This window comes from Streptomyces sp. NPDC003300, assembly GCF_040610915.1.
Taxonomy (GTDB): Bacteria; Actinomycetota; Actinomycetes; order Streptomycetales; family Streptomycetaceae; genus Actinacidiphila.
In genome coordinates, this window is sequence record NZ_JBEXNE010000009.1 from 38,878 (window position 1) to 65,856 (window position 26,979).

Here is a 26,979-nt window from a genome sequence, read left to right on the forward strand (position 1 = left end):
GCGCACCCTGGCGTGCCGGGGTCTCGAACGGCGAACTACGGTGCCAGGCCCGCCGGTTGCTGGCGTATGCCGTCGCCGCCCTCGTCCCCTTCAGCGGTGCCCGCCGCGGCGCCGTCGGTGCCGCGCCGCGGGCAGGGGCGGCCCGCCGCCGGATCGGTCCAGGAAGCCGGGGGCCGGGCGGTCAGCAGCGGGTCGACGGTCAGATGCCGGGCGCCCAGCGGCTCGGCCATCGCGCGCAGCGCGCTCTCCGAGAGCTTGATCCACGGCTGGGTCGGCCCCAGCACCGAGCGCAGCCGCTGGTCACTGGTGAAGGCGACCGCCGTCCTGCTGCCGACGGGCGTACGCCACAGCCGTACGACATAGCCCGCGGGCCCCTGTCGCACCGGCACATACAGCGGCCCTTCCGGTACGGGCACGGATTCCGCGGTCGGCGAGACCGGCCCGGGGGGCGTCTCGCGGGCCGTCTGCTCGTGGGGCTGTCCTTCGGGAGTCCGGTCACCGGGTCCGTCGTGCTGGCTCACGTGCATGCAGCCACCGTAACCCGGCCGCCGGACGCGCATTCGGCGAGGTCGAGGCGTGGACACCGCGCCGACCGGGCGCGCGCGCCGCTTCGGCCGCCCGCCCGCCCCGCGCCCGGCACCCGCCGATCGAGTGACGCGTCCGCCGGTCACGGCCGCGGACCGCCGTCGTCCATGTGTCCTCGCCACGCTTATGGCGTCCGATCCGGGGCGAACGTTACGTTTGCGCCATGACAGCGCCGAACACCGTACTCACCTGGCAGGTCGAGGAGACCGGCGGATACGAGACCGCGTGGGTCGAACTGGCCGCCGGACGGCTGCGCGCGCACGGCCGCGCGGTCGGACTGAAGCCCGAACCGTACTGGCTGAGCTATGAGTTGGACACCGACGTCGGGTACGTGACCCGGCGGCTGCACGTCACCTCGCACACCGTCGACGGCACCTACGACCTCGAACTGCGCCGGGACGAGCGCAGCCGCTGGACGGCCAACGGGCAGGTCGTCCTCGCGCTCGACGGCGCGCTCGACTGCGACCTCGGCATGTCACCGCTCACCAACACGATGCCGGTGCTGCGGCACCAACTCCACCGCAACGAAGGCCATCAGGACTTCCTGATGGCCTTCGTCCCCGTCCCGACCCTCGCCGTCCGCCCCTCCATCCAGGGCTACACCCACCTGACCCCGCTGATGTCAGGGGCCCGGCTCGGCTACGCCTCCGGCACGTACCGCAGCGAGATCGACGTGGACGCCGACGGTCTGGTCGTGCACTACGAGGGCCTGGCCACGCGCCTCAACCGGGCGGCCCCCAAGCTCTGAGGGCGCGCCCACCGCCCCGCGGCCGGGTGCTCAGACGCCTCCGCCCTCCTCCGCGAGCACGGGACCCTCGGCCCCGCCCTTCGTCCGCCGCGCCCGGCCGATCGCGACGGCGGCCAGCAGCGGCGGGACCGCCGCCAGGAGGAAGCAGAGCGCCAGCGGCACGCCGGCGACCAGCAGCGCGGCCACGGCGCCACCGGCCGAAGACCCGGCGTTGACGGCCGAGTTGACCCAGGTCGTGGCGCGGGTGGTGGCGCCGTCGGGCGCCGCGCCCGCCGCCGCGAGATAGGCGGTCGAGAGGATCGGCGCGGTCAAGGTGCCCGCGGCGGCGACGCACAGGCCGAACACCGTGAGTACGGGGGCGGCGGCCGTGACCGAGACGAGCGCGGCCAGGACGAGGAGCAGGCCGGGGAGCCGGGCGGCGGCGGGCAGCCGCCAGGAGATCCGGCCGTACAGCAGACCGCCGAGCGCGCTGCCCGCCGACTGCGCGGCGAGGATCCAGCCGACCGCCGAGGGGTGGTGGTGCCGGTCGGCGAAGGCGATCACGAACAGCTCCACGCAGCCGAGGCAGCAGCCGATCCCGGCGGCGGCGTACGCGGCCCTGCGGACGCCGCCGCCCTTCTCGCCGAACAGCCGCAGCCGCCCGGCCGCCGAAGCGGTCGACGTGTGGCGCGGCGGCAGCAGCCGGGCGGCGGGGGAGGTGACCATCGCGAGCGTGCCGCAGCCGATCAGGGCGCCGGAGAGCACCAGGCCGTTCACCGGGTGCACGGCCACCACGAGCAGCGGCCCGCTGAGGAAGATCAGCTCCTCCGCGACCGTGTCGACGCTGAACGCCCTTTGCAGCAGCGCCTCGTCGGGCGTCAGCGCGTCCCACAGCGCGCGCATCGTCGGCCCGAGCGGCGGACACAGCGCCCCCGCCGCGCCGCTGAGCCCGGCGAACGCCCACAGCGGCGTGCCGGGCTCCCGTACGGCCGCGGCCAGGACGAACAGGGCCGCGGCGAACGGCAGCGCCAGCGTGGTCAGGCCGCGCCTTGCGCCCCAGCGGTCCACGAGCGCGGCCCGCGCGGGGCCGAGCAGGACGGACACGGTCGCGAAGAGCGTGGCCAGCAGCCCGCCGCGCGACAGCGACCCGGTGGCGGAGGTCAGGGACAGGACGAGGGAGAGCGAGACGACGCCGTAGCCGAGGCGTCCGAAAAGGGCCGCACCGAAGGTGCGGCGGGCATGGGGAAGACGGAAGACGGCAGCGTAGGACGCAGCCTGGACAGGCGCGGACATGGGGGTGATCCTCGGGTTTCCGGGGGAAGGCGGGCGGTTTCGCGTATGCCGCGCAGCGCCGTCAACCCGCCGTCAGGGCGGGGCCGGTCGTCTGTGGGCGCTTACCGCTGCCTAGACACGGTGGGGGAGGATCATGCGCCGCACCCTACCCGTCGGACAGGGTGCGGGAAAAGAGAGACCGGCCGCCCGGCCTGTGCGCACGGGGGCGGCGCACTGGCCGGGCGGCCGGTCGGGGGGCCGGGGGTGCCGGGTGTCCCGTCCCCACGATGACCCGGCGGCCCGGTCCCCTTGACCCCGGCCCACTACCGCTCACTGCGGGGCCGGGGGGCTTGGGGAGCCCGGAGGCTTGCTTACATGTGGACGGCCTGGACGGTGGTGTCGCCCTGGCTGGGACGGCCGCTGCGGTACATGAGGGCGGCGAGGACGAAGCCGACGGCGAAGAGGCCCGCCGACCACCAGTAGGCGGTGGAGTAGCTGTGGAGCTGGGCCTGCGCGGCCACGGCCGGGGACGGCTTGTGGCTGGACAGGTAGCTCGTCGCGGCGCTGGCGGCCAGCGTGTTGAGCAGCGCCGTACCGATGGAACCGCCCACCTGCTGCATGGTGTTGACGGCCGCGGAGGCCACACCGGCGTCGTCGGCGGCGATCCCCGCGGTGGCCACGCTCATGGCGGGCGGCAGGGCCAGGCCGATACCGAAGCCGATGACGAGCAACTGCGGCAGGACGTGCGCCGCGTAGGTGCTGTTGAGGTCGAGGACGGTCAGCCAGGCCATACCGGCGCCGGCCATCGCCATGCCGAGCGGGACGATCGGGCGGGGCCCGAACCGCGGCATCAGGTTGTTGGTGGCGATCTGCGCGGAGACCATCAGCGCGCCGATCATCGGCAGGAACGCCAGACCGGTCTTGACCGGCGTGTAGTGCAGCGACGCCTGGAGGAAGTAGGTCAGGAAGAGGAAGACGCCGAACATCCCGGCGCCGGAGATCGCCAGCATGATGAAGGACGCGCCGCGGTCACGGTCGAGCAGGACGCGCAGCGGCAGCAGCGGGTGCGCGGCCCTGGTCTGCCACCAGGCGAAGGCGCCGACCAGCACGCCGCCCGCGACCAGGAAGCCCCAGGTCATCGGGGAGCCCCAGTGGTGGGTCTCGGCGTTCGAGAAGCCGTAGACCAGGCCGAACAGACCCGCGACGACCATGACCGTGCCGGGGACGTCGAGCTTGGGGCGGTCGGCGGGAGCGCCCTTGCGCAGGAAGGCCATACCGCCGACGAAGGCGAGGACGGCGAAGATCAGGTTCACGTACAGCGTCCAGCGCCAGCTCAGGTGCTCGGTGAGCACACCGCCGAGCAGCAGGCCCACACCGCCGCCCGCGCCCGCGATGGCGCCGTAGATGCCGAACGCCTTGGCGCGTTCCTTGGCGTCGGTGAAGGTCGTGTTGAGCAGCGACAGCGCGGCCGGCGCGAGCAGGGCGCCGAACAGGCCCTGGAGGGCGCGGCCGGTGACCAGCACCTCGAAGTTCTGCGCGGCGCCGGCGAGGGCGGAGGCGCCCGCGAAGCCGACGACGCCGATCAGGAAGACGATCTTGCGGCCGATGAGGTCGGCCAGGCGTCCGCCGAGCAGCAGCAGGGAGCCGAAGGCGAGGGAGTACGCGGTGACGATCCACTGCCGGTTTCCGTCGCTGAAGCCGAGGGCGTTCTGGGCGGACGGCAGGGCGATGTTCACGATGGTGGCGTCGAGGACGACCATGAGCTGGGCGAGCGCGATGACGCTCAGCACCCACCAGCGGTGGTTCGCCTTCTCTGTCTTCTGCACCGGGCCCGTGGGGCCCGCGCCGAGGGGCCCTGAGGCCGCGGCGGAGTCGCCGACGTGCGCGTCGGCGGTGGACTGGGATGACATGAGGCGGGACTCCTGAGGAGGAACGGGACGGGCAGGAACCGACCGGAACCGCTGCATGAACGAAACGGTTTCGTACTCCAACGACGGTACGACCCGACCTATCGAAACGCAAACGTTTCGTTGCCGCGTGCCCTGTGCCTCTGATCACATCACCCGATCCACCCGTCCCACCAGGCGCGACGGCCGGGCGGGAGGGGTGAGGGCGCTGGTCCACCGCGCGCGTACATGCCACATCCGGCGCGCCGCGGGGTCCGTCCTACTGGTCGGCGCGCCCCGTGACCGCGACCGTCACACCCAGGCCGATCATCGCCAGACCCCCGGTGCCGCCGACGGCCGCCAGCCGCCGCGGCGAGCGGGCGAACCAGGTACGGGCCGCCGACGCGGTCAGCGCCCAGACGCTGTCGCAGATCAGCGCGATCACCGTGAACACCAGCCCGAGCAGCAGCATTTGCTCGTGTACGTGCCCCGCGCCCCGGTCGACGAACTGCGGCAGCACGGCCGCGAAGAACACCATCGTCTTCGGATTCGTCACGCCGACCACGAACCCCTCCCAGAGCGTACGGAGATCCCCCCGGGCGGCCCCGGCCGGTTCTTCCGCGCTCATCGCCGCCGACAGCGCGCCCCGCTGCCGGAACGCCTTCACCCCCAGATAGACCAGATACGCGGCGCCCGCCAGCTTCAGCGCCACGAACACCGTCACCGACCGCGCGACGATCTCCCCGAGCCCCACCGACACCGCCGTCACCAGCACATACGCGCCCGTGGCGTTCCCCAGCACACTGCCCAGCGCGGTCCGCCGCCCGTGGGCCAGCGCCCGGCCGAGCACGAACAGCACGCTCGGACCCGGAATCAGCACCAGCACCAACGACATCGCCGCGAATCCGGCCAACCGGTCGACCGACATCCCGTCCCCCTCCACGCCTCGACTCCCGCCGTCCGCGCCGTCGGCGCGCCGCAGGTCCGACGAGCGTAACGGCGGCCCCCCGGCCGAGGCTCCCCAATAACGCCGCCGTTCATCCGCCCGAGGTCAGGGCAGCAGGCCCTCGCGGCGCGCCGCGACCACGGCCTCGAGGCGCGTGTGGGCACCCAGCTTCCGCATCGCGGACCGCAGATAGCTCTTCACCGTCTCGGGCCGCAGCCGAAGCCGCGCGGCAGCCGCCGCGTTGGTGGCGCCCGACGCCACCGAGGCCAGCACGTCCAGCTCGCGCGGGGTCAGCGGCGCCGGGCGCGGGACCCGCGACGCCGCGCCGGAGGGGACCGCGGCCGAGGCCAACCGGGCGCAGGCGGACAGCAGTTCCTGCCGCAGCCGCACATCGGGGATGCGGGTGGCCAGCGCGCGCAGTTCGAGATGCGCCTCGCGCACCTGCTCCCAGGCCCGGGGGTCGGCGGTCAGCGGCTGCTGGCAGAAGGAGAGCAGCCGCTGGGCCTCGTCCCGTACGGCCAGCGCCTGCTCCAGTTCGCGGACCGCGTCGAGGGCGACGGACAGCGGACGGTCGCCCAGGGCGTACGGCTGCCGCAGCGCGCCGTACAGCACCCCGCGCACCCGGCGGCGGACGACGACGGGCACCGCGAGCACCGAGCGCAGCCCCTCGGCGGCGACGGGCGGGTCGTACTCGTGGCTGATCACGCGGGACGAGCCGTAGTCGGTGACCGAGCAGGGCCGGACCGTGGCGAGGGTCTTGCCGCCCAGACCGTTGCCGGTGGTGATGGCGAGGCCCCGCAGCGACTCGGTGTCGGTACCGGACATCTCGGAGATACGGAACTGCCGGGCGCCGTAGCCGCCCGCCTGGCCCGCGGCGCCGGTCACCAGCCCGCCGAAGGCCACCGGCAACAGCCCCGACCTGCGCATTCGCAGCAACGCGGCCCGTACCTCGACCGCCTCGCCCCGCTGACCGTCCACCCGATCCACCTCCTCGCCCCCGACCGTCCACCCCGGCCAGGAGCCCGTGACTCCCGGCCGGACGGAATCGGACACCGGCTCTCACCCCCGTCCGGGGGTAGTGAGACCCAGGTCACTACCGCACGATGCTACCGAGGGGTCCATCGATGAGGAGGACAGATGGCGGCAACGGACGCGACCGGTGCTTTCCGGGCCGCCCGTGACTTCCTGCTGCGGCACCGTGAGGACTACCAGGCGGCCCGCGAGGGCTTCCGGTGGCCGGAGCCCGAGGAATTCAACTGGGCGCTGGACTGGTTCGACGCCATCGCGAAGGACAACGACCGCACCGCGCTGTGGATCGTCGAGGAGGACGGCACCGAGGTCAGGATCTCCTTCGCGGAGATGGCCGAGCGGTCCGCGAAGGTGGCCAACTGGCTGCGGGCGCGCGGCGTCCGCGCGGGCGACCGGGTCCTGGTGATGCTCGGCAACCAGGCGGAGCAGTGGGAGACCGCGCTCGCCGCCATGAAGCTGCGGGCCGTCGTCATCCCCGCCACCCCGCTGCTCGGCCCCGCCGACCTGCGCGACCGTATCGACCGCGGCGCCGCCCGGCACGTCGTCGTACGCGCCGCGGACACCGGGAAATTCGCCGAAGTCCCCGGGGACTACACGCGGATCGCGGTCGGCGGCGCCCCCGACGGCTGGCTCCCCTACGAGGACGCGTACGCGGCGGACCCCGGCTTCGTACCCGAAGGGCCGACCCCCTCGGGCGACCCGCTGATGCTCTACTTCACCTCGGGCACCACCGCCAAGCCCAAGCTGGTCGAGCACAGCCACCTCTCGTACCCGGTCGGCCACCTCGCCACGATGTACTGGATCGGGCTGCGGCCCGGCGACGTCCACCTCAACATCTCGTCACCCGGATGGGCCAAGCACGCCTGGTCGAGTCTGTTCGCGCCGTGGAACGCCGAGGCGACCGTCTTCGTGCACAACTACACGCGCTTCGACGCCGCCCGGCTGATGTCCGAGATGGCACGCGCCCGGGTGACCAGTTTCTGCGCCCCGCCCACGGTCTGGCGGATGCTGATCCAGGCCGACCTCAGCGCGCTCGGCACCCCGCCGCGCGAGGCGGTCGCGGCCGGTGAACCGCTGAACCCCGAGGTCATCGAGCACGTACGGCGAGTGTGGGGCGTGCTGATCAGGGACGGCTTCGGGCAGACCGAGACCGCCGTGCAGGTCGCCAACAGCCCGGGCCAACTGGTCAAGGCCGGCTCCATGGGACGGCCGACGCCCGGCTACACGGTCGCGCTCGTCGACCCGGTGACCGGCGAGACCGGCGACGAGGGCGAGATCTGCCTCGACCTGCGCCAGGGCCGGCCGGTCGGCCTGATGACCGGGTACGCGGGCGAGCCCGAGCTGACCGCCGAGGCGATGGGCGGCGGCTTCTACCGCACCGGCGACATCGGCTCGCGCGACGCCGACGGCTACATCACGTACATCGGCCGCGCCGACGACGTCTTCAAGGCGTCCGACTACAAGATCTCGCCCTTCGAGCTGGAGAGCGCGCTGCTCGAACACGAGGCGGTCGCCGAGGCGGCGGTCGTGCCCGCGCCCGACGAACTGCGGCTGGCCGTACCGAAGGCGTACGTCGTCCTCGCCGAGGGCTGGGCCCCGGACGGCGAGACCGCCAAGGCGATCTTCGCGCACTCGCGGGCCGTCCTCGCCCCGTACAAGCGCATCAGGCGGCTGGAGTTCGCCGACCTCCCCAAGACCGTCTCCGGCAAGATCCGCCGCATCGAGCTGCGCGAACGCACGATGCACGACGGGAGCGGCGAATTCCACGAGGAGGACTACAAGTGAGCGCGGCGGGCGGCCCGGCGGCCCGGAGCGCCGAGCCCTCCTACGCGCACGGGACAGGGGAGACGCCGTTGCTCGGGGACACCATCGGGCGCAATCTCGACAGGGCGATCGCCGCGCACCCCGCACGCGAGGCCCTGGTGGACGTGGCGAGCGGGCGGCGCTGGACGTACGCCCAATTCGGCGCGGACGTCGACCGGTTGGCGCGCGGACTGCTCGGCCGCGGGGTGATCAAGGGCGACCGCGTCGGCATCTGGGCGGTCAACTGCCCCGAGTGGGTGCTGGTGCAGTACGCCACCGCGCGGATCGGCGCGGTCATGGTCAACATCAACCCGGCCTACCGCGTGCACGAACTCGACTACGTCCTGCGGCAGTCCGGCATCGAGATGCTGATCTCCTCCACCGGCCACAAGACCAGCGACTACCGCGGGATGGTCGGCGAGGTGCGCGGCAACTGTCCGCTGCTGCGCGAGGTCGTCTTCATCGGCGACCCGACCTGGGACGCCCTGCTGGCCGCCGCCGACGGTGTGTCCGAGGATCAAGTCGCCGCCGTCGAGGCGACGTTGAGCTGCGACGACCCGATCAACATCCAGTACACCTCGGGCACCACGGGCTTCCCCAAGGGCGCCACGCTCTCGCACCACAACATCCTCAACAACGGCTATTTCGTGGGCGAGACGGTCGGCTACACGCAGGAGGACCGGGTCTGTCTGCCGGTGCCCTTCTACCACTGCTTCGGCATGGTGATGGGCAACCTCGGCATCACCACGCACAGCGCGTGCATCGTCATCCCGGCCCCCTCCTTCGACCCGGCCGAGACCCTGCGCGCCGTCCAGGAGGAGCGCTGCACCTCGCTCTACGGCGTCCCCACGATGTTCATAGCCGAGCTGGGACTGCCCGACTTCGCCGACTACGACCTGTCGTCGCTGCGGACCGGCATCATGGCCGGATCGCCGTGCCCGGTCGAGGTGATGAAGCGGGTGATGGCCGAGATGCACATGGCCGAGGTGTCCATCTGCTACGGGATGACCGAGACCTCGCCGGTCTCCACCCAGACCCGGATGGACGACGCCCTCGAACACCGCACCGCCACCGTCGGCCGGGTCCTGCCGCACCTGGAGGTCAAGGTCGTCGACCCGGTCAGCGGCGTCACCGTGCCGCGCGGCGAGCCCGGCGAACTGTGCACCCGCGGCTACTCGGTGATGCTCGGCTACTGGGAGGAGCCGGAGCGCACGGCCGAGGCGGTGGACGCCGGGCGCTGGATGCACACCGGCGACCTCGCGACGATGCGGGACGACGGCTATCTCGCCATCGTCGGCCGGATCAAGGACATGATCATCCGCGGCGGGGAGAACGTGTACCCGCGGGAGATCGAGGAGTTCCTTTACACCCACCCGAAGATCTCCGACGTGCAGGTGGTCGGAGTGCCCGACGAGCGGTACGGCGAGGAGATCCTGGCCTGTGTGATCCCGCGCGACCCGGCCGACCCGCCGACCCTCGCCGAGATCAAGGACTTCTGCGCCGACCGGCTCGCGCACTTCAAGGTGCCGCGCCACCTGCGGATCATGGACGCCTTCCCGATGACGGTCAGCGGCAAGATCCGCAAGGTGGAGCTGCGGGAGGACTTCAAGCCCGGAGGAGCGTGACCGGCGGGCCCGAAGCCGCGTGACGGCCGGGCCGTGACCGCCGGGCCCGTGGACCTCAGACCCGCCGGGCCCGTCGGCCTCAGACCCGCAGCGGCACGACCGCCGTGGGCGCGTGGCCGGGCTCGGTGGCCAGCTCCTCGAATTCCACGACGTTGCTGATGTCGGCCGTCGTGCTCATCGAGATGTTGGTGATCCGCTCCAGGATCGCCTCGACCACCACCGGCACCCGGTACTCGGCCGCCAGCTTCTTGGCCTGCTCGAACGCCGCGCCCAGCTCGGCCGGGTCGGCGACCCGGATCGCCTTGCAGCCCAGGCCCTCGACCACCTTGACGTGGTCGACGCCGTAGACGCCCAGCTCGGGCGAGTTGACGTTCTCGAATTCCAGATTGACCTGGAAATCGATGTCGAGACCGATCTGCGCCTGCCGGATCAGCCCCAGGTACGAGTTGTTCACCAGCACGTGCACATATGGGATCCGGTGCTGCGCGCCGACCGCCAGCTCCTCCAGCATGAACTGGAAGTCGTAGTCGCCGGACAGGGCGACGACCTGCGCGTCCGGGTCCGCGGTGGCGACACCGAGGGCGGCCGGGATGGTCCAGCCCAGCGGGCCCGCCTGGCCGCAGTTGATCCAGTGCCGGGGGCGGTAGACGTGCAGCATCTGCGCGCCCGCGATCTGCGAGAGGCCGATGGTGGTGACGTACCGCGTCTCGGGGCCGAAGGCCCGGTTCATCTCCTCGTAGACGCGCTGCGGCTTGATCGGGATGTCGTCGAAGTGCGTACGCCGCTGCAAGGTCGCCTTGCGCTCCAGCGTGGAGTCGATCCAGGCGCGGCGGTCGGGCAGCCTGCCCTCGGCCTTCAGCTCGCGGGCGGCCTCGACGAAGAGCGCGAGCGCGGCCTTGGCGTCCGAGGCGATGCCGTAGTCGGGGGCGAAGATCTTGCCGATCTGGGTGGGCTCGATGTCGACGTGCACGAAGGTGCGGCCCGCGGTGTAGACGTCCAGCTTGTAGCCGGTGTGGCGGTTGGCCCAGCGGTTGCCGATGCCGAGGACGAAGTCCGACTCCAGGAACGTGGCGTTGCCGTACCGGTGCGAGGTCTGGAGGCCGACCATGCCCGCGTTCAGCTCGTGGTCGTCGGGGATGGCGCCCCAGCCCATCAGGGTCGGGATGACCGGGGTGCCGGTCAGCTCGGCGAATTCGACCAGCAGGTCGCTGGCGTCGGCGTTGAGGATGCCGCCGCCCGCGACGATCAGCGGGCGCCGCGAGGCCAGCAGCATCGCGAGCGCCTTGTCGATCTGGGCGCGGGACGCGGCGGGCTTGTAGACCGGCAGCGGCTGGTACGTCTCCGGGTCGAACTCGATCTCGGTGAGCTGGACATCGATCGGCAGGTCGATCAGCACGGGTCCCGGACGGCCCGAGCGCATCAGGTGGAACGCCTGCTGGAAGACGCCGGGGACCTGCGCGGCCTCCAGCACGGTGGTCGCCGCCTTGGTGACCGGCGCGGCGATCGAGGCGATGTCGACCGCCTGGAAGTCCTCCTTGTGGATCACGGAGGTCGGGGCCTGGCCGGTGATGCACAGGATCGGGACGGAGTCGCCGGTCGCCGAGTACAGGCCGGTGATCATGTCGGTGCCCGCGGGGCCCGAGGTGCCGACGCACACCCCGATGTTGCCGGGGCTGGTGCGGGTGTAGCCCTCGGCCATGTGCGAGGCGCCCTCGACGTGCCTGGCCAGCGTGTGGCGGATGCCGCCGGACGCCTTGAGCGCCGCGTAGAAGGGGTTGATCGCGGCCCCGGGCACACCGAAGGCGACGTCGACGCCCTCCAGCTTGAGGATCTCCACGGCCGCGCGGGCGGCGGTCATACGAGGCATGAGGTCCCTCTCCTGCTTCTGTCGGCGACTACTTCCCTCCACGCTTTCCGCTATGTGGAAAAGTAGTTCTGCGATATGGAATGAACGTAAGCCGTGCCGGTGCGCGCGTCAAGAGGCGTCCCGGGCAGCGAAATGGCGCCCGGCGCGCGGGAATTCGCGCTGCCGGGCGCCTCGGGGCACCGTGAAGGGGGGGCGGGTCAGCCGGGGGCCGGAAAGGGGGGATCAGCCGGAGGTGCCGGGAAAGGGGGGGCGGGTCAGCCGGGGGTGCCGGGGCCCGTCCTGATCAACTCGTCCGCCGCGTCGTTCACTGGCTGCGGGGTGCCGGTCAGGTCCATCACGAACAGCGGTACGCCGAGCTGGTCGGCGCGCAGCCGCGCGTCGTGGGCGTAACCGGCCAGCGAGAAGAAGGCCCCGACCGCGTCCTCGTTGGCGCAGTTCAGCCAGAGGCACTCCACGTCACGGGCCGCGGTGGGCTGCGTGGTCGGGTCGACCTGGGCGACCAGTCCGTCCCCGCGCAGATCGATGCCGTTGGCCGTACGGTCCCCGGCCAGCCGTATCCCGCCGAAGCCCAGCCACTTCAGGAACTGCGCGGCGGCGGTCAGCGCGTCCCTGCCGGTCCTGATCGTGACCGGCCGGAACGGCGGCCGGTCCGTCGGCGGCGGCGGAACCTGCCCGGTGGGCTCGGGCGGCGAATCCGCCTGATGCGCCCCCGCGGGCACGGCCCCGGCCTCCTGCGCGGCCTCGCCCGCCAACGGCAGACGGATCAGGGCGCCGCAGGCGCAGTCGAACTCCGGCTTCGGCCACTCGTCGGCCCGGCCGCAGTCGGGACACCGCAGCCGTACCCACGAGTCGTCCCACGTCTTGTGCCCGATCTGCTCGGGCGCGCCCCCGGACAGCACCGGGAGCGCGAGCGGCGCACCGCACGCGCACGGGAAGGTGGGCGCGGTGTACGTGTGCTCACAGTCGCAGGCCGGACAGCGCACGAGCACCCTCTCTGCCATGTGGACAACTCCCGGTCTGCGGCGGCGGAATGTGCCTATGACAACGTGCACATCCCATAGTGCAGGAGTTTGCCGCACCTGGACCACGGCCGGGAGCACTCCCCGTACGCCAGGGCATGACGGCCTTCCATGACGAGCGCGCTCGAAGAGAGCAAGAGGGTGGTACCGCCCGGTGGTGCGTTTGGGCGCGACAGGACAAGTCACGCACCACCGGGCGGAGTTCATGGGGTCAGGACATCGGGTGTGTCAGTCCTCGACCGGGAGGCCGGACAGCCGCTCCACGCCGCGCAGCAGCGCGGAGTGGTCGAGGCCGCCGTCGCCCTGGGCGCGCAGCGAGGCCACGAGGTTGGCCACCACGGAGCCGACCGGGAGCGCGGCGCCGACGGTACGCGCGGCGTCGGTGACGATGCCCATGTCCTTGTGGTGCAGGTCGATCCGGAAGCCGGGCGCGAATTCGCGCGCGAGGAAGTTGTCCTTCTTACGGGTCAGCACGGTGGAGCCGGCCAGACCGCCGTTGAGCACCTCAAGGGCGGCGTTCAGGTCGACGCCGGACTTCTCCAGGAAGACCACGGCCTCGGCGCACGCCTGGATGTTGACCGCGACGATCAACTGGTTGGCGGCCTTCACGGTCTGCCCCGCGCCGTGCGGGCCGCACAGGATCACCGTCTTGCCGAGCGCGTCCAGCAGCGGCTTGGCCTCGTCGAAGTCGGCCCGCTCACCGCCGACCATGATCGACAGTACGGCCTCGACCGCGCCCGCCTCGCCGCCGGACACCGGCGCGTCCAGCACGCGGATGCCCTTGTCCGCGGCGGCCTTCGCCAGGTCCACCGAGGTCTGCGGGGTGATGGAGGAGGTGTCGATGAGCAGCGCCCCCGACCGCGCGTGCGCCAGGATGCCGTCCTCGCCGTACGCGATGGCCTCGACCTGCGGCGACGCCGGGACCATCGTGACGATCACATCGGCGTCCCGTACGGCCTCGGCGATCGACCCGGCGGCCGTGCCGCCGTTGGCCGCCAGCCGCTCCAGCTTCGCCGCCTCCAGCGTGTAACCGGTGACGTCGTATCCGGCCTTGATCAGATTCTCGGCCATGGGGGAGCCCATGATGCCGAGTCCGATCCAGGCGACCTTGGGAAGGTGGGTGCTCATGGGGTCCTCTCAGGGGATGGTGGGGTACGGGAGCGCGGCCCGCGTGTCGGGAGCGCGCCGCTCCTCGCGCGTCTACGGGCGCGGCCGCCTGCCGGGAATCCAGCCGAAGGCGTTGCCCGAGCCGTCGGCGCCCGGCTTGTACTCCAGACCGGTCCAGCCGGTGTAGCCCGCCTTCCGCAAGCGGCCGAGCAGCTCCTCCAGCGGGAGGGTGCCGGTGCCGGGGGCGCCGCGGCCCGGATTGTCGGCGATCTGGACGTGCCCGGTCCTGTCGGCGTAGCGGTCGATGACCTCGGGCAGGTCCTCGCCGTTCATCGACAGGTGGTAGAGGTCCAGCAGGAAGCGCGCGTTGTCCAGGCCGGTGGCGGCGTTGACCCGGTCGACGACCGCGACCGCGGCCGGGGCGCTGACCAGCGGACAGCGCGGTGACTCGGGTGCGTTCAGCGCCTCGATGAGCAAGGTGGCGCCGACCCGGTGGGCGGCGCGCGCGGCCAGCACCAGGTTCTCCAGCGCCAGCTCGTCCTGGACCGCCGGGTCGACGCCGTCGACCCGGTTGCCGTACAGCGCGTTCAGCGCGGTGCAGCCGACGGACGCGGCGAAGTCCGCGGCGACGTCGATGTTGGCGCGGAAGCGGTCCGACTCGGCGCCGGGCACCGACAGCGCGCCGCGGTCGGGCCCCGGCAGCTCGCCCGCGTAGAAGTTCAGGCCCACGAGCCGGGTCCCGGCCGCTTCGAGCGCGGACCGCAGCCCGTCGAGCCGGGCCTGGTCCGGCGTGGGGTCGTCGGTCCACGGCCACCACAGCTCGACCGCGTCGAAGCCCGCCGCGGCGGCGGCCGCGGGCCGCTCCAGCAGCGGGAGTTCGGTGAACAGGATCGAGAGGTTCACATCGAAGCGCGCGTCGGTGAAGCTCACTAGTGTGCGCCCCTTCCGTATTGCGGAAGTTGTTTTCTGTCTTGTGGAACATTGAATCAGCCCCTCGGCGGCTGTCAAGTCTCCGCGGCCCCCTCCGCCGCCGGTCCGCGCCCCTCCGCCCGTCCGGGCCTTCTCCCGTGCGCGCGTCCGCGTGCGATCCGGTCGGTGGCGCCCCTGCGCAGCTCAGGCCGGGCGTGGGTGTCACGGAATGGCGCTGGTCTATTCCTCTGGCGAGCACGCCCGGTCAAAATCCGACAGAAACTTGACACGTAAATCAAAGTCGACCTCGCGGTGACGGGCATAAAGCCGCCCGGTGAGGGGTAAGGGGAATGCCGCTTTACGCTCCCGCAATACTGCGAAGTATGTCCGATTACTCGCATCCGTACCGGAGGGATACGGTCCGGTGTGTCCCGATTCCGGGAGCGAGTTCACATTTTGGGTACACCGACCCCATCTAACAGACCGGTAACCCGGTGTCACGTGATTTTTCCCTGGACAAGGCAAAGAGTGCTGCCGTACTGTCCTCGGTGACCGCCAATAGGTATGACCCTCAGGGGATTCTGCCTCACTCCGGCCCACTCCCGCCGGGTGTGACAGCGGTCGTAACGGGGCAACGGGGATGGTGGATTGGTGGTCTGGTCCAACGCGCTCGAAAATAGTGCTGGATTACCAACGGCAAAAGGCGATACGCCGCCGCAGGTAGTCCCGCAGACGCGATTCACGGTACTCGGAATGCTGGCCGTCACCGACGGCAGCGAATCCGCGGTGCTTCAGCCGTCGCGGCCCGCCGCACTCCTGGCCGCATTGCTGCTGAATGCCAATTCCGTCGTCTCCGCCGACTTCCTGCAACGCGTCATCTGGGGCGAGGAGACTCCTGCCCAGGCCAAGTCCGCCCTGCACAGTTGCGTCCTGCGATTGCGCCGGCTGTTCGGCAAATACGGGATCGCGGGCAACACCATCGAAGCCGTACCCGGCGGATACCGGCTCACGGCGGACGCCGCGACCCTCGACCTGGTGCAGTTCCGCGAACTCCTCGACCAGGCGTACGCCACCGAGGAGCCCGACGCCGAATTGCGTCTGCTGCGCTCCGCGCTCGCCCTGTGGCAGCCGCCGCTGCTGGCCAACGTCCCCTCCGACCTGCTGCACCGCGACGAACTGCCCCGACTGCACGAGGAATGGCTGCGCGCGATCGAGCGCGTCTTCGACCTCGAACTGGCATGCGGGCGGCACCGGGAGGCGGTGGCCGAGATCTGGCCGACGGCCCGCGCCCACCCGCTGCACGAGCGGTTCACCGAGCAGTTGATGGAAGCGCTGTACCGCGTCGGCCGCCGCGCCGAAGCGCTCGCCGAGTACCGGCGGGTCAAGAACCACCTCGCCCAGGCCCTCGGCGTGGACCCTGGACCCGCGCTGCAACGCCTCGAACTGGCCATCCTGCGCGGTGAATCCGAGCAGAGTCCGCCGCCGCAGGGCCGGCCGGTGACCCGCGGCGACCCGCGCCCGGCGGCATCCGGAGGCCCGGCGGCGGTCCGTGACGCGGGCGCCGACCCGGTCGCGGGCGAACCCGTCGAGGGCGGTCGCGTCCTGGACAGCCTGGTCGGCGCGGGACTGCTCGAAGAGGGCCCGCGCGGTCTCTACCGGATGCACGAACTCCTGCGGGTGTTCACCCGCGCAGCGGCGGCCGACGGGGTCGGCGGCGCCGCGCCCCCGGGACGCACCGGGCACACCCCCACCCCATCGCAGCGGCCGAGCGCCGTGGAACTGCATCCTACGGAGGCGTGACTGACATGGTGTCACCGTATGACGAGATCGCCGACACCCGGCCGCGGATCCGCCGGGACGTGCTCTACACGCAGACCCCGACCGGCGTGCACTTCCACAACGCGCGCGGCGGCTTCAGCGTCGTCATGCCCTCCGCCTACCGCTTCGCGACGCTGATCGTCCCGCACCTGACCGGCGACCACACCGTGGCCGCGCTCTGCCAGGGCCTCGGCGACAAGCAGCGCGAGATGGTGGTACGGCTGGTAGGCACGCTCTACGCGCGTGGTTTCGCCCGCGACGCCGTCCCCGCGCGGAGCGACACCGAACCGCTCGATCCCGCCGTCACCGAGCGCTTCGCCGCGCAGATCGACTACGTCGACCACTACACCGACGGCGCCGCCGACCGCTTCCGGCGCTTCCGGCAGGCCCGCGTGGCCGTACTCGGCGACGACGCCCTCGCCCGCTGGGCCGTCCTCGGTCTCGTCCGCAACGGCTGCGTCGCCGTCGCCGTGCCGCGCGCCGTCGACAGCCCCGGCAACCGCTTCGCCGAAGTCCTCGACGAGGCACGGGCGTTGCGCGCCGAGAACTGCCCGGTCGAGCTGGACTGGCTGGACGACCCGGCCGACGCGGAGGGCGCGCCCGGCACATACGGCTGGGAACACCTCGACGGCTACGACACGGTCCTGGTCACCGGCGAACGCGGCCCCCGGCAGATCGCCCGGCTCCTCGACGCGGGCCTGCCCGCCGGCCGACTGCTGCTCCCCGCCTGGACGTTCGGCGAGTCCGTCGTCATCGGCCCGCTCATGGCGACCGGCACCGCCGGCTGCTGGACCTGCGCGGCGCTGCGGCTCGGTGCCAACGGCGAGGCGGGCGCCGCGGCCGACCTGTGGAGCGCGGTCGCCCCCGCGGGGCCCCGCGACAGCGCCGCCCCCGTCGTCGGCGGACCGCTCGCCGCGATGATCGGCAACCTCCTGGCGTACGAGGTCTTCCGCCGCACCACCGGCGTCCTCCCGGCCGAGACGGAGAACCAACTCCTCGTCCAGGACATCGACTCGCTCGACACCGTCGCCGAACCGCTGCTCCCGCACCCGCGCTGCCCGCACTGCGGTACGGCGGCGGCCTCGGAGTCGGCCACGGCCTCGGACGCGGCTTCCGCGGACGCCCCGCTGGAACTGGCCGCCCTGGACAGCGAGTCGGCGGCCGAGGTCGGGGCCGCCGCGTCGCCGCTCGGCGGACCCGTCTCGGACGGCGCGGGCGAGGAGGACGCCGCGCAGGCCGCCCTTGCCGAGATCACCGGCCGGTCCGTCCTCGTCCAGCGCAGGACCGGCGTCTTCCAGGCGTACGCCGACGAGGAGTGGGCGCAGACACCGCTGAAGGTCAGCACCGTCGTACTCGGCACCGGACACCGCGCCCGGCGGGAGATCACCGCCTTCGACGTCCACCATGTCGCGGGCGCCCGGCTGCGGGCGCTGTACCGGGCAGCCGAGGTCTACGCGGAGCACGTCGTGCCCGTCCAACAAGCCCTGTCCGGAGCGGAGTTGGAGGCGGCGCGCGGCAAGTGGCGGTCCGTCGACCCGGCCGCGCTGAGCATCACCAGCGGACTCGGCACCGCGGCCGGGCTGGTCCCGCGCTGGTGCGCGGCCACCTCGCTGCTCAGCGGCGAGACGCTGCTGGTGCCCGCGGCGGCGCTGCGGCCGTTCGGCCCGGACAACCGCGAGCGGATCGTGGAGGCCACCTCCGCGGGCACCGGCGCGGGCGGCACCGCGGCCGAGGCCGCCACCCGAGGTGTGCTCACCGCGCTGGCCCACGACGCGTTGCGCCGCGCCGTCGGCGGATCGCTCGCCGTACAACACGTCCCCACCGCCGAGTTGGAGGGCGCGGACGCCGAACTCACCTTCCTCGCCCGCTCGGCCGCCGGGCTCGGCGTCGACCTGGAGATCCTCGACCTCGGCGCCCATGAGGAGCGCGTCCTGCCGGTCGTGCTGGCCCGCGCCGCCGATCCGGCGACCGGACAGGCCCGTTGGGCGGTGGCGGCCGGAGTGCGCTGGCGCGACGCGGCGCTCGACGCCGTACGCGACCTGCTCGGCGCCGTGCAGGTCGGCGGCGCGCCCGACGCGGGCGACCCGCTGCTGGCCGACCTCGCCCCCGGCGCCGTCGCGGTGACCGCCGAAACCCGCGCCGACCTGGCCGCCGCCACCGACTGGCCCACGGTCGCCGACCGCCTCCGCGCCACCGGCCGCGACCTGCTGACCGCCCCCACCCACGCCCCCGACCTGGCCGCGGGCCGCGTCCACACCACTCGCGTCCTGCTCACCACCGCCCCGGACCGGCCATGACCGCGGATCTCCTCGCGGACGCGTGCACGGCCCTGGCCGATCGCCTCACCGCCGGCCTGGCGGCCCACGCGCCTGTCGCCGACCCAGCCGCCGGGCCCGCCGGGACCGGTACGCCGGTGGCGCCCGGTGCTCGTGGTCAGGCGGTTGGCGTCGGCGTCGGCGTCGCGGAAGACCGTGCCCCGGCGCGGGCCGGAGCGGTTGTGGACGTCGGCGCGCCCGGTGCGCGCGGTCAGGCCGGTGGCGTCGCCGTCGTCGCCGGTCCGGCCCCGGCGCGGGCCGTACCGGCCGTGGTGGTCGGCGCGCTCGGTGTCCGTGACGAACTGACGCTGCCCGCGGGCGACTTCGACGTTCCGTCGACCGAGACCGTCGGCGTACGCGTCTACGGGCACCACACCGTCGTCGGTCCCTTCGCGCCCGGCGGCCGGGCCGGGTGCGGGCGGTGTCTGGCGCGGCGGTGGCAGAGCGTGCGGGCGCGGGCGCTGCGGGAGGCGCTGGAGACGGGTACGGGCACGCGGTCCGCGGGACGGCCGCCGCGGGCCACGGCCTTCGGGGTCGACGGCCTCGCCGCGCTCATCGCGGCCCACCACCAGCGGGGCGGGGCAGGAGGCGGGAAGACCGGCGGCGACAGCCGTCTGCCGTACGCGTTCCTGGTCGACATGGAGACCCTGCGCGTCACTCGCTTCGCCTTCGTGCCGGACGCCGAGTGCCCGCAGTGCGGGGAGCGCGCCGCCGATACGGCCGAGGGCGCGCGGATCGGCTTCGCGCCGTCGCCGAAGCCCGCGCCGGACGTGTTCAGGGCGCGGCCCGCGGACGACTACGACGTGCCGTTCGAGGCGTTCGTGAATCCGGCGGCGGGCATGCTCGGCCCCTCGGTCGTGCCCGATCTGATCTCGGCGTCCACGTCCTCGACGGTCGGCTCCTTCCTCCTGCGATCCGGCGACTATCTGCGCGAGTGCTTCTGGGGCGGCCACACCCCGCGCTACCGCTCCAGCGAACGCGTCGGCCTGCTCGAAGGACTTGAGCGCTTCGCCGGGATGCGCCCGCGCGGCAAACGGACGGACGTCACCGCCGCGTACAGCGAACTCGCCAGCGACGAAGCCGTGTTGGACCCGCGCACCTGCGGCCTGTACACCGACGACTTCCACCGCGCCGAGCCCGGCGTACGCCCCTTCGACCCCGAGCGGCCGATCCCGTGGGTGTGGGGCTGGTCGCTGCGCGACCAACGGCCGGTGCTCGTACCGGAGATCCTGGCGTACTACCACGCGCCCGGCGGCCTGGAGAACCGCTTCGTACAGGAGAGCTCCAACGGCTGCGCGTCCGGCGGGAGTCTGGCCGAGGCCGTGTACTTCGGGCTGATGGAGGTCGTCGAGCGCGACGCGTTCCTGCTCGGCTGGTACGCGAAGGCGCCGCTGCCCGAGATCGACGCGAGCGGCAGCGGCAGCCCCGAGACCCGCGCGATGATCGACCGGCTCGCGATGTACGGCTACCGGGCCCGGTTCTTCGACACCCGCGTCACCTTCCCGATCCCGGTCGTCACGGCCGTCGCGGAACGGATCGACGGCGGCCTCGGCCGGCTCTGCTTCGGCGCGGGCGCGGGCCTCGACCCGGAGGCGGCGCTCGCGGCCGGACTGTGCGAGATCGCCACCGACGCGGTCAACCTGCGCCGCAGGACCGCCCGCGACGAACCGCGACTGCGCGCCCTGGCCGCCGACTTCGGCCGCGTCCAGGTGCTGCACGACCACCCGCTGCTCTACGGGCTGCCCGAGATGGCCGTCCACGCCGACTTCCTGCTGCGCGGCGACGACCGGCCGCGCGTGGCGCTGGGCGACCTCACCACGACCGGGGTCGGCGCCGTACCGCCCGCCGACGACCTCGCCGACGACGTCACCGCCTGCGTCGAGGCGGTCGCCAAGGCCGGGTTCGACGTCATCGCCGTCGACCAGACCATGCCGGAACAGCGCGCCCTCGGCTTCCACACGGCCGGAGTCATCGTGCCGGGCCTGCTGCCCATCGACTTCGGCTGGCGCCGCCAACGCGCGCGCCATATGAGCAGGACGCGGACCGCGCTGCGGGAAGCGGGCCTGCGCGAGCGGGACTTGACGGCCGACGAACTCAACCAGGCCCCGCATCCGTTCCCTTGAGCCGCCCGCCGTCCCCGCGGCCTCACGGAGACCGAGACCGAAACAGAGCACCGAGCCCCGACCCGACACCCCGACCGAGCCCCGAGACCTGAGCCCCGAGCCCCGAGCCCTGAGACCTGAGCCCCGACCGTCGACCGAGAGAGGAACGCCCGTGGGATTCGCCCATGAGTACGCGACCGCCATCGTCCGGCGGGGCCGGTATCCCATGGAACCCGCCGACTTCGTGCCCGACTGGGCGGACCGGCCGAGGAAGGGCAAGCACTTCCCCGGCGCGGAGACCTTCCCGCTCCCACGCGACGAGGCACCGGCCGAAGCCACCGTCCAGCAGGGCCTGTTCGGCCCGCGCGGCACCGGCGCCTTCACCCTGCCGCTGCTCGCGGGGATGCTCCAGGAGTCCTACGGCCTGGTCGGCAGGCGTCTTGCCGTACAGGCCAACTCCGACCTCGGCACCCTGCCGATGTACACCCAGGCCAACTGGTCGCGCGGCACCGCCTCGGGCGGCGGCCTCTACCCGATCGGCGTGCACTGGGTCAGCGGCCCCTCCGGCCCGCTCACACCCGGCGTGTACTACTACTCGACGCCCCACCACCACATGCGGCGGCTGCTCGCCGGGGACGCCACGGCGGAGGTCCGGGCCGCGCTCGGCGGCCGACTCGGCGCGGACTGCGACCAGTTCCTCGTCCTCGGCGTGCGCTTCTGGCAGAACGCCTTCAAGTACAACAGCTTCAGCTACCACGTCGTCACGATGGACATCGGCGCGCTGCTCCAGACCTGGCGGATCTGGGCGCGGGCCCGCGGACTGCACATCGGCGCCGCGCTGTGGTTCGACGAGGCCCGGCTCGGACGGCTGCTCGGCCTCGGCCAGGACGAGGAGGGCGTCTTCGCCGTCGTACCGCTGACCTGGGACGGCGCCCCGTCGGCGGCCCCGGCGCTGCCGGCCGGCGACCCGCCGACCGCGCCACGGGTCCGCCACGCCGACCAGGAGCGCTCCCGCACCACCATGACGTTCGAGACCGTACGCCGGATGCACGCGGCGACCCTCGACGGCGCCGCGGACCGACCGGCCCCCGGAACGCTGGACACCGCGCTCGCGCTGCCCGTGCCCGAGGGCGGCGAGCGGACCGCGCTGCCCGCCCCCCGGCCCCTGGACACGCCCGTCGGACAGGCGCTGCGGGCCCGGCGCAGCAGCTTCGGCCGCTTCCAGGCCGTCCGCCCGCTGCCCGCCGACGCGCTGACGACCGTACTGGCCGCGGTCGACGCGGCGAGCAGCCTCGACACCGACACCGAGACCCCCGGCGCACCACCCCTCAGCCGCGCCTACGTCTTCGTCAACCATGTGGCGGGCATCGCGCAGGGCAGTTACCTCTACGACCGGGAGGACCGTTCGCTGCGGCTGGTCAAGGCCGGTGCGCCGGGCGAATTCCTCCAGCGCAACTACTTCCTCGCCAACTACAACCTGGAGCAGGCGGGGGCGGTGATCGTGCCCGTCGCCCGCACCACCGCCGTGCTCGACGCGGTCGGCGACCGCGGCTACCGGCTGGTCAACGCCGTGATCGGCGCCGTCTCGCAGGCCGTCTACACCGCGTCCGCCGCGGCCGGTCTCTCCTGCGGCGTCGCGCTCGGCTTCGACGCGATCTCCTTCACCGAGGAGCTGGCGCTCGACCTGACCGGTGAAGTGCCGCTGCTGATCATGATGATCGGCCACGAACGGCCCCGCCCGGCCGACTTCCGCTACGAGATCGCCTGACCGGGCGGCAACGGCCGCTGACGGCGGCCGAGTCCAGAACCCCGCACGACCCCGCACGACCTCACACGGCCCCAGGGCCTGAGGGACCGCAGAACCTTACGACCGCAGAGCCCGAGGACCGCAGGGGCCTTACGACCGCAGGACGGAAAGGAGCGGCATGAGCGTCATCGCCGACGCGCAGGACACCGAGGCGCCACGGAGCTGGCTGCTGCACCGCCGCTTCATGCTGCGGGTGGCGGGACTGCCGGTCGAGGCCGTCCACCGGCTGCGCTGCCCCGACACCCGGCGCTGGGCCGACCGCGTGCTCGCCGCCGAGGAGCGACTGGCCGCGCTCGCGGCCGAGTTGAGCGACCCGCTGACGGTCCTGGTGAAGGCCACCGAGGACGACACCGAGCGGCGCGCCGTGCTCGCGCTGCGCCGCCAGGTCTTCAACGACCGGCTGCCGCGCGACCCGGACGCCGTACGGGATCTCGCCGCCGCGCTCGGCGGCCCGACCGGCGAACTCCTCACCGACTGGCTGGAGTCCCGGCTCGGCCTTGAGCAACTGCGCGGCGATGGTGGCCCGTTGCTCGACCGGGACCTGGCCGCGAGCCGCGCGGAGCTGCGCGGCCTCGCGGGCGAGGAGCGGCTGCGGCTCGCCCTCGCCCTGGCCTCGCCGACGCTGGACGGCCAGCTCGACACGTTCATCGCCGACCGCGCCGCCGTACCGGACAAGCGGACCAGGAAGAAGGAGCGCTCGCTGCTGGCGTACCTCTACAGGACCGCCTGCAAGACCAGCCCGTTCAGCACCTTCACCGCCGTTGCCGAGGGCCGGTTCCGCGAGGTCGGGCCCGAGGTGCGGACCGGCGGCGACTGGACCAGCCACCCCCGGCTGAACGTCGTGGTGCTCGCCAGGCTCGCCGAGCTGATCGGCGCCGACGACACGCGGCGCGGCGACCTCCCCGTCGCCCTGTCGGCGGGCTGGGAACTGGACGAGAACCGGATCCGCTACGTACGCCGCTCGGTCACCGCGGGCGACGACAGCGCCGCCGTCAGCTTCGACGCGGCCCACGACCGGCTCTTCTTCCTGCGCCACAGCGACATCCTGGAGCGGATGATCGCCCTCTTCCACGGCGAAAAGCCCGTCAGATACGCCGAGTTGACGGCCTGGCTGGCGGCGGAGACCGGAGCGAGCCGGGACGAGGCGGCGCACTACGCCGCGACCCTGCTCGACCTCGGCATCCTCCAGATGACCGGCCTCGCCACCGATGTGCACGCCCCCGACCCGCTGCGGTCCTTCCAGAGCGCGCTGCGCGGCCTCGGCCGCGACTGGGCCGACGCCGTCGCCGACCGGCTCGACGCCCCGGCCGCCCGCGTCGACGCCTGGGCCACCGCCGACGTACCCGCCCGGCGCGCGCTGCTCGCCGGGCTGCGCCGCGACCTGACCACGCTCCAGACCGAACTGGGCGCCGCCGCGCCGTCGTTGCCGCAGACCCTGCTCTACGAGGACGTCCGCGAGGACGCGGTCGAGGCCGACGTCACGCAGTGGACGGAGCTGGCCGCCGCGCCGCTGCACGCCCTGACCGGCATGCTGCCCGCCTTCGACGTGGCCCTCCCGCAGCGCCTGGTCCTCAAGGGCTTCTTCCTGGCCCGCTACGGCCGTGGCGGCCGGTGCGACGACCTGCTGCGGCTCGTCCACGACTTCCACGAGGACATCTTCACGCAGTACCTCCAGTTCACCTCGATGAAGTCGCCCTGGGCGGCCGACGGCGGCCACGCGCCGGAGGAGAACTGGCTCGGCATGCCCGAGGTCACCGCGGTGGACCGGGCCCGCGCCGAGTTCACCCGCCGGATGCGCGACGCCTGGGCCGCGTACGCGGCGGCGCCCGGCGGCGAACTGCGCCTGGACGAGGACACGGTGGCCGCCGTCACCGCCGAACTCGCCCCGCTGGGCACGTCCTTCGCCCCGCACAGCCACTTCCTGCAACTCGCCCGCCGCGCCGAGGACCCGCTGGTGGTGCTCAACAACTCCTACGGCGGCCTGTCCTTCCCCTTCACCCGCTTCACGCACTGCTTCGACGCGGCACCTGAGAACGGCGGCGCGGCGGCACCCGGCGGCGCGGCGGCGGACGGCGGCGACCCCGCACCCGGCGGCCTCACCGACCGGCTACGCGAGACCCTGCGCGAATGGCAGCCGCCCGGCGCGGTGTTCGCCGAGATCACCGCCGGGTCCGCCACCACCAATCTCAACCTGCACGGACGGCTCACCGACCACGAGATCGTCTGCCCCGGCGAGAGCAGCACCGTGCCCGCCGCCGGCCGGATCGACCTGGACGACCTGTACGCGGAACACGACCCGGTGGACGACCGGCTGGTGCTGCGGTCCCGGCGGCTCGGCCGCGAGGTCGTCCCGCTCTACCTCGGCTACCTCGTCCCGATGGTGCTGCCCGAGGTGCCGCGCACGCTGCTGCTCTTCTCGCCGACCTCCCGCGCGGCGGTCGACGTGTGGCGCGGTGTACCCGCGGGCCCCGAGCGCGACGGCGTCACCGCGCGGCCCCGGGTCCGCTTCCGGAGCCTGGTGCTGCACCGCAGGTCGTGGACGGCGGCGCCCGGCGCGCTGCCCGCCCGTGAACCGGGCCTGGACGAGGCCGGGTTCTATCTGCGCTGGCAGCGATGGCGGCGCGACCACGGGCTGCCCGACCGGGTGTTCGCCACCGTCCACGAGGAGAAGGCCGACGACGCGAGCGGCTTCGGCGCGGTCTTCGGCGGCTCCAAGCCGCAATTCGTCGACTTCGACAGCCCGTTGTCACTGATCGCGCTCGACGGGCTGACCGGCGGCGGCCGTACCAGGACCGTCTTCGAGGAAATGCTGCCGGGCGAGCAGGAGTTGCACGTCCGCTCCCCGCGCGGCCACCACGTGGCGGAACTGGCCGTCGAAATCGTCCCCCGCGCGGCGGAACCGGCCGCGGCGGGCCACCACGGAAGGCAGGACAGCTCCGTATGACCACCTCCGGGGCGCGATCCGCCCCCGTCACCGGCCCGCGCCCGACACCGCGGTCCGCGCCCGATTCCGCGGCCGTGCCCGCACCGGCAGGCGCTTCGGGGCGCGGCGACTGGCAGGCGTTCCACGTCTTCTACGCCGCCAGCCCCCGCCCCTTCCTGCTCCAGTGCGTGCGCCCGCTGGTCGAAGGGCTCACCCGCGACGGCCTGTTGAGCGGCTACTTCTTCATCAACTACTGGCTGGAGGGCCCGCACATCAGGGTGCGGCTGCGCCCCTCGTCCCCGCAGGCCGCACCCGTGGTCACCGCGCGCGCCACCGCCGCCGTCGACGCCTTCCTGCGCAAGCGCCCCGCGCTCTACGAGGTCAAGGGCGGCTTCCTCGCCGACCTGTACAACACCCTCTTCGAGCTGGAGTTCCCCGGCGGCGAGCGCAACGGCCTGGTCGACGAGGAGGGCCGCATGCGCCTGCGGCCCAACAACTCCTTCAGCCCCGAGCCCTACGAGCCCGAGTACGGGAAGTACGGCGGCCCGGCCGGGGTCGAACTGGCCGAGTGGCACTTCCAGCGCTCCAGCGACCTGGTCATCGACGCGCTCGCCACCATGAACCTGCACCTGCGGACCGTACTGCTGGGCGTATCGGCCCAGTTGATGATGACCATGTCCGGGTGCCTGCTGCGCGACGACACCGCGCTGCTGGAATTCCTCGACCGCTACCACGAGTTCTGGAACTCCGCGTTCTCCGGCACCAACTACACCGCCCAGGACGGCTACGACCGCGCCTACGGCACGATGGAGGCCCTGCCCCAGCGCTTCCAGGAGATCCGCGCGGCGGTCGCGGAACCCGCGCCCGAGCGGCTGCCGACATTCCTCGCCGGGTGGGCCGAGCACTGCCTGGAGCTGCGCGAGCGCGTCATGGCCCTGGCGGACGGCGGCGACCTGGTCTTCCGCTCCTGGGACGGCACCCGCGACCTGCCGGTCACCGACCCCGGCCAGGCGCTGCCGATGCTGCTGTCGCCGTACATGCACATGACCAACAACCGGCTGTCGGTCACCGTCCGCGACGAGGCGTTCTTGTCGTACGTCCTGGCCCGCGCGCTGCGCGAGCCCCGGACGCCGCCCGGCGCCGACTCCGACGGCCGGTCCGAGCCGCAGCCCTCGGCGGCGCCATGACCACCGGCGGCCTGCTCGAACTGCGGCCCGCGCTGCGCCCCGGCATCCTGGT

The 26,979-nt window shown here is 72.9% G+C and carries 17 protein-coding genes and 1 pseudogene; 9 read left to right on the forward strand and 9 right to left on the reverse strand.

All coding sequences use genetic code 11. The features are described from left to right. Positions 1–35 precede the first annotated feature (35 nt). The gene (locus ABZX65_RS15555; protein ID WP_355338904.1) at positions 36–527 is read right to left on the reverse strand and encodes an SAV_915 family protein; all 492 of its coding nucleotides are present in this window, start codon (positions 525–527) and stop codon (positions 36–38) included. A 221-nt stretch (positions 528–748) separates the two neighbouring features. Between ABZX65_RS15555 and ABZX65_RS15560 the strand changes: the two genes are divergently transcribed. Continuing rightward, positions 749–1,333 (forward strand): putative glycolipid-binding domain-containing protein, encoded by a 585-nt coding sequence (locus tag ABZX65_RS15560; RefSeq protein ID WP_355338907.1) that lies wholly within the window; start codon positions 749–751, stop codon positions 1,331–1,333. Positions 1,334–1,363: 30 nt separating this feature from the next. On the opposite strand, the gene ABZX65_RS15565 is transcribed toward ABZX65_RS15560, so the two are convergent. The 4 genes from ABZX65_RS15565 to ABZX65_RS15580 all read right to left on the reverse strand — a co-directional run bounded on the left by ABZX65_RS15565 (position 1,364) and on the right by ABZX65_RS15580 (position 6,343). Continuing rightward, on the reverse strand, positions 1,364–2,605 hold the full coding sequence (locus ABZX65_RS15565; protein WP_355338910.1) for an MFS transporter: 1,242 nt from the start codon (positions 2,603–2,605) through the stop codon (positions 1,364–1,366). A gap of 350 nt (positions 2,606–2,955) precedes the next feature. Further along, the gene (locus ABZX65_RS15570) at positions 2,956–4,494 is read right to left on the reverse strand and encodes a DHA2 family efflux MFS transporter permease subunit (RefSeq protein ID WP_355338913.1); all 1,539 of its coding nucleotides are present in this window, start codon (positions 4,492–4,494) and stop codon (positions 2,956–2,958) included. A 256-nt stretch (positions 4,495–4,750) separates the two neighbouring features. Beyond that, entirely contained in the window at positions 4,751–5,398 is a 648-nt protein-coding gene (locus ABZX65_RS15575; protein ID WP_355339488.1) for a LysE family translocator, read from the reverse strand. Positions 5,399–5,521: 123 nt separating this feature from the next. Next, the gene (locus ABZX65_RS15580) at positions 5,522–6,343 is read right to left on the reverse strand and encodes a LuxR C-terminal-related transcriptional regulator (RefSeq protein ID WP_355339491.1); all 822 of its coding nucleotides are present in this window, start codon (positions 6,341–6,343) and stop codon (positions 5,522–5,524) included. Between the two features lie 210 nt (positions 6,344–6,553). On the opposite strand from ABZX65_RS15580, the gene ABZX65_RS15585 reads away from it, so the two are divergent. After that, positions 6,554–8,230, forward strand: a complete 1,677-nt coding sequence (locus tag ABZX65_RS15585) for an AMP-binding protein (protein ID WP_355338916.1) — start codon at positions 6,554–6,556, stop codon at positions 8,228–8,230. Further along, positions 8,227–9,873: an AMP-binding protein gene (locus tag ABZX65_RS15590; protein ID WP_355338919.1), complete on the forward strand. Its 1,647-nt coding sequence runs from the start codon at positions 8,227–8,229 to the stop codon at positions 9,871–9,873. Before ABZX65_RS15585 ends, ABZX65_RS15590 begins: the two co-directional genes overlap by 4 nt. Before the next feature lie 79 nt (positions 9,874–9,952). On the opposite strand, the gene gcl is transcribed toward ABZX65_RS15590, so the two are convergent. From gcl to ABZX65_RS15610, 4 genes are all read right to left on the reverse strand, one after another. Beyond that, the gene (gcl, locus tag ABZX65_RS15595; protein WP_355338922.1) at positions 9,953–11,740 is read right to left on the reverse strand and encodes a glyoxylate carboligase; all 1,788 of its coding nucleotides are present in this window, start codon (positions 11,738–11,740) and stop codon (positions 9,953–9,955) included. Between the two features lie 254 nt (positions 11,741–11,994). Beyond that, positions 11,995–12,741 carry a hypothetical protein gene (locus tag ABZX65_RS15600; RefSeq protein ID WP_355338925.1) on the reverse strand — a complete coding sequence of 249 codons (747 nt, stop codon included), beginning with the start codon at positions 12,739–12,741 and terminating at the stop codon, positions 11,995–11,997. Positions 12,742–12,987: 246 nt separating this feature from the next. Continuing rightward, positions 12,988–13,887 carry a 2-hydroxy-3-oxopropionate reductase gene (locus tag ABZX65_RS15605; protein WP_355338928.1) on the reverse strand — a complete coding sequence of 300 codons (900 nt, stop codon included), beginning with the start codon at positions 13,885–13,887 and terminating at the stop codon, positions 12,988–12,990. Between the two features lie 72 nt (positions 13,888–13,959). Continuing rightward, on the reverse strand, positions 13,960–14,796 hold the full coding sequence (locus ABZX65_RS15610) for a TIM barrel protein (RefSeq protein WP_355338931.1): 837 nt from the start codon (positions 14,794–14,796) through the stop codon (positions 13,960–13,962). A gap of 732 nt (positions 14,797–15,528) precedes the next feature. Between ABZX65_RS15610 and ABZX65_RS15615 the strand changes: the two are divergent. The 6 genes and pseudogenes from ABZX65_RS15615 to ABZX65_RS15640 all read left to right on the forward strand — a co-directional run. Next, a pseudogene (locus ABZX65_RS15615) lies at positions 15,529–16,242 on the forward strand (BTAD domain-containing putative transcriptional regulator); the annotation flags it as partial. A 338-nt stretch (positions 16,243–16,580) separates the two neighbouring features. Then, entirely contained in the window at positions 16,581–18,890 is a 2,310-nt protein-coding gene (locus ABZX65_RS15620; RefSeq protein ID WP_355338934.1) for a TOMM precursor leader peptide-binding protein, read from the forward strand. Continuing rightward, a complete protein-coding gene (locus ABZX65_RS15625; RefSeq protein ID WP_355338937.1) occupies positions 18,887–21,031 on the forward strand; it encodes a TOMM precursor leader peptide-binding protein in 2,145 nt (714 codons plus the stop codon). Before ABZX65_RS15620 ends, ABZX65_RS15625 begins: the two co-directional genes overlap by 4 nt. 151 nt (positions 21,032–21,182) lie before the next feature. Then, positions 21,183–22,778, forward strand: coding sequence for a nitroreductase family protein (locus tag ABZX65_RS15630; protein WP_355338940.1), 1,596 nt, complete (start codon positions 21,183–21,185; stop codon positions 22,776–22,778). A 157-nt stretch (positions 22,779–22,935) separates the two neighbouring features. Then, positions 22,936–25,761, forward strand: a complete 2,826-nt coding sequence (locus ABZX65_RS15635) for a lantibiotic dehydratase (RefSeq protein ID WP_355338943.1) — start codon at positions 22,936–22,938, stop codon at positions 25,759–25,761. After that, the gene (locus ABZX65_RS15640; RefSeq protein WP_355338946.1) at positions 25,758–26,927 is read left to right on the forward strand and encodes a lantibiotic dehydratase C-terminal domain-containing protein; all 1,170 of its coding nucleotides are present in this window, start codon (positions 25,758–25,760) and stop codon (positions 26,925–26,927) included. Before ABZX65_RS15635 ends, ABZX65_RS15640 begins: the two co-directional genes overlap by 4 nt. Positions 26,928–26,979 lie beyond the last annotated feature (52 nt).

What these genes read in the sequence shown, in the direction of transcription:
- ABZX65_RS15635 (WP_355338943.1), top strand. Translation starts at nt 22,936, where the DNA reads ATGAGCGTCATCGCCGACGCGCAGGACACCGAGGCGCCACGGAGCTGG.
- ABZX65_RS15570 (WP_355338913.1), bottom strand. Translation starts at nt 4,494, where the DNA reads ATGTCATCCCAGTCCACCGCCGACGCGCACGTCGGCGACTCCGCCGCG.
- ABZX65_RS15565 (WP_355338910.1), bottom strand. Translation starts at nt 2,605, where the DNA reads ATGTCCGCGCCTGTCCAGGCTGCGTCCTACGCTGCCGTCTTCCGTCTT.
- ABZX65_RS15625 (WP_355338937.1), top strand. Translation starts at nt 18,887, where the DNA reads ATGACCGCGGATCTCCTCGCGGACGCGTGCACGGCCCTGGCCGATCGC.
- ABZX65_RS15555 (WP_355338904.1), bottom strand. Translation starts at nt 527, where the DNA reads ATGCACGTGAGCCAGCACGACGGACCCGGTGACCGGACTCCCGAAGGA.
- ABZX65_RS15585 (WP_355338916.1), top strand. Translation starts at nt 6,554, where the DNA reads ATGGCGGCAACGGACGCGACCGGTGCTTTCCGGGCCGCCCGTGACTTC.
- ABZX65_RS15600 (WP_355338925.1), bottom strand. Translation starts at nt 12,741, where the DNA reads ATGGCAGAGAGGGTGCTCGTGCGCTGTCCGGCCTGCGACTGTGAGCAC.
- gcl (WP_355338922.1), bottom strand. Translation starts at nt 11,740, where the DNA reads ATGCCTCGTATGACCGCCGCCCGCGCGGCCGTGGAGATCCTCAAGCTG.
- ABZX65_RS15640 (WP_355338946.1), top strand. Translation starts at nt 25,758, where the DNA reads ATGACCACCTCCGGGGCGCGATCCGCCCCCGTCACCGGCCCGCGCCCG.
- ABZX65_RS15620 (WP_355338934.1), top strand. Translation starts at nt 16,581, where the DNA reads ATGGTGTCACCGTATGACGAGATCGCCGACACCCGGCCGCGGATCCGC.
- ABZX65_RS15575 (WP_355339488.1), bottom strand. Translation starts at nt 5,398, where the DNA reads ATGTCGGTCGACCGGTTGGCCGGATTCGCGGCGATGTCGTTGGTGCTG.
- ABZX65_RS15605 (WP_355338928.1), bottom strand. Translation starts at nt 13,887, where the DNA reads ATGAGCACCCACCTTCCCAAGGTCGCCTGGATCGGACTCGGCATCATG.
- ABZX65_RS15580 (WP_355339491.1), bottom strand. Translation starts at nt 6,343, where the DNA reads ATGCGCAGGTCGGGGCTGTTGCCGGTGGCCTTCGGCGGGCTGGTGACC.
- ABZX65_RS15560 (WP_355338907.1), top strand. Translation starts at nt 749, where the DNA reads ATGACAGCGCCGAACACCGTACTCACCTGGCAGGTCGAGGAGACCGGC.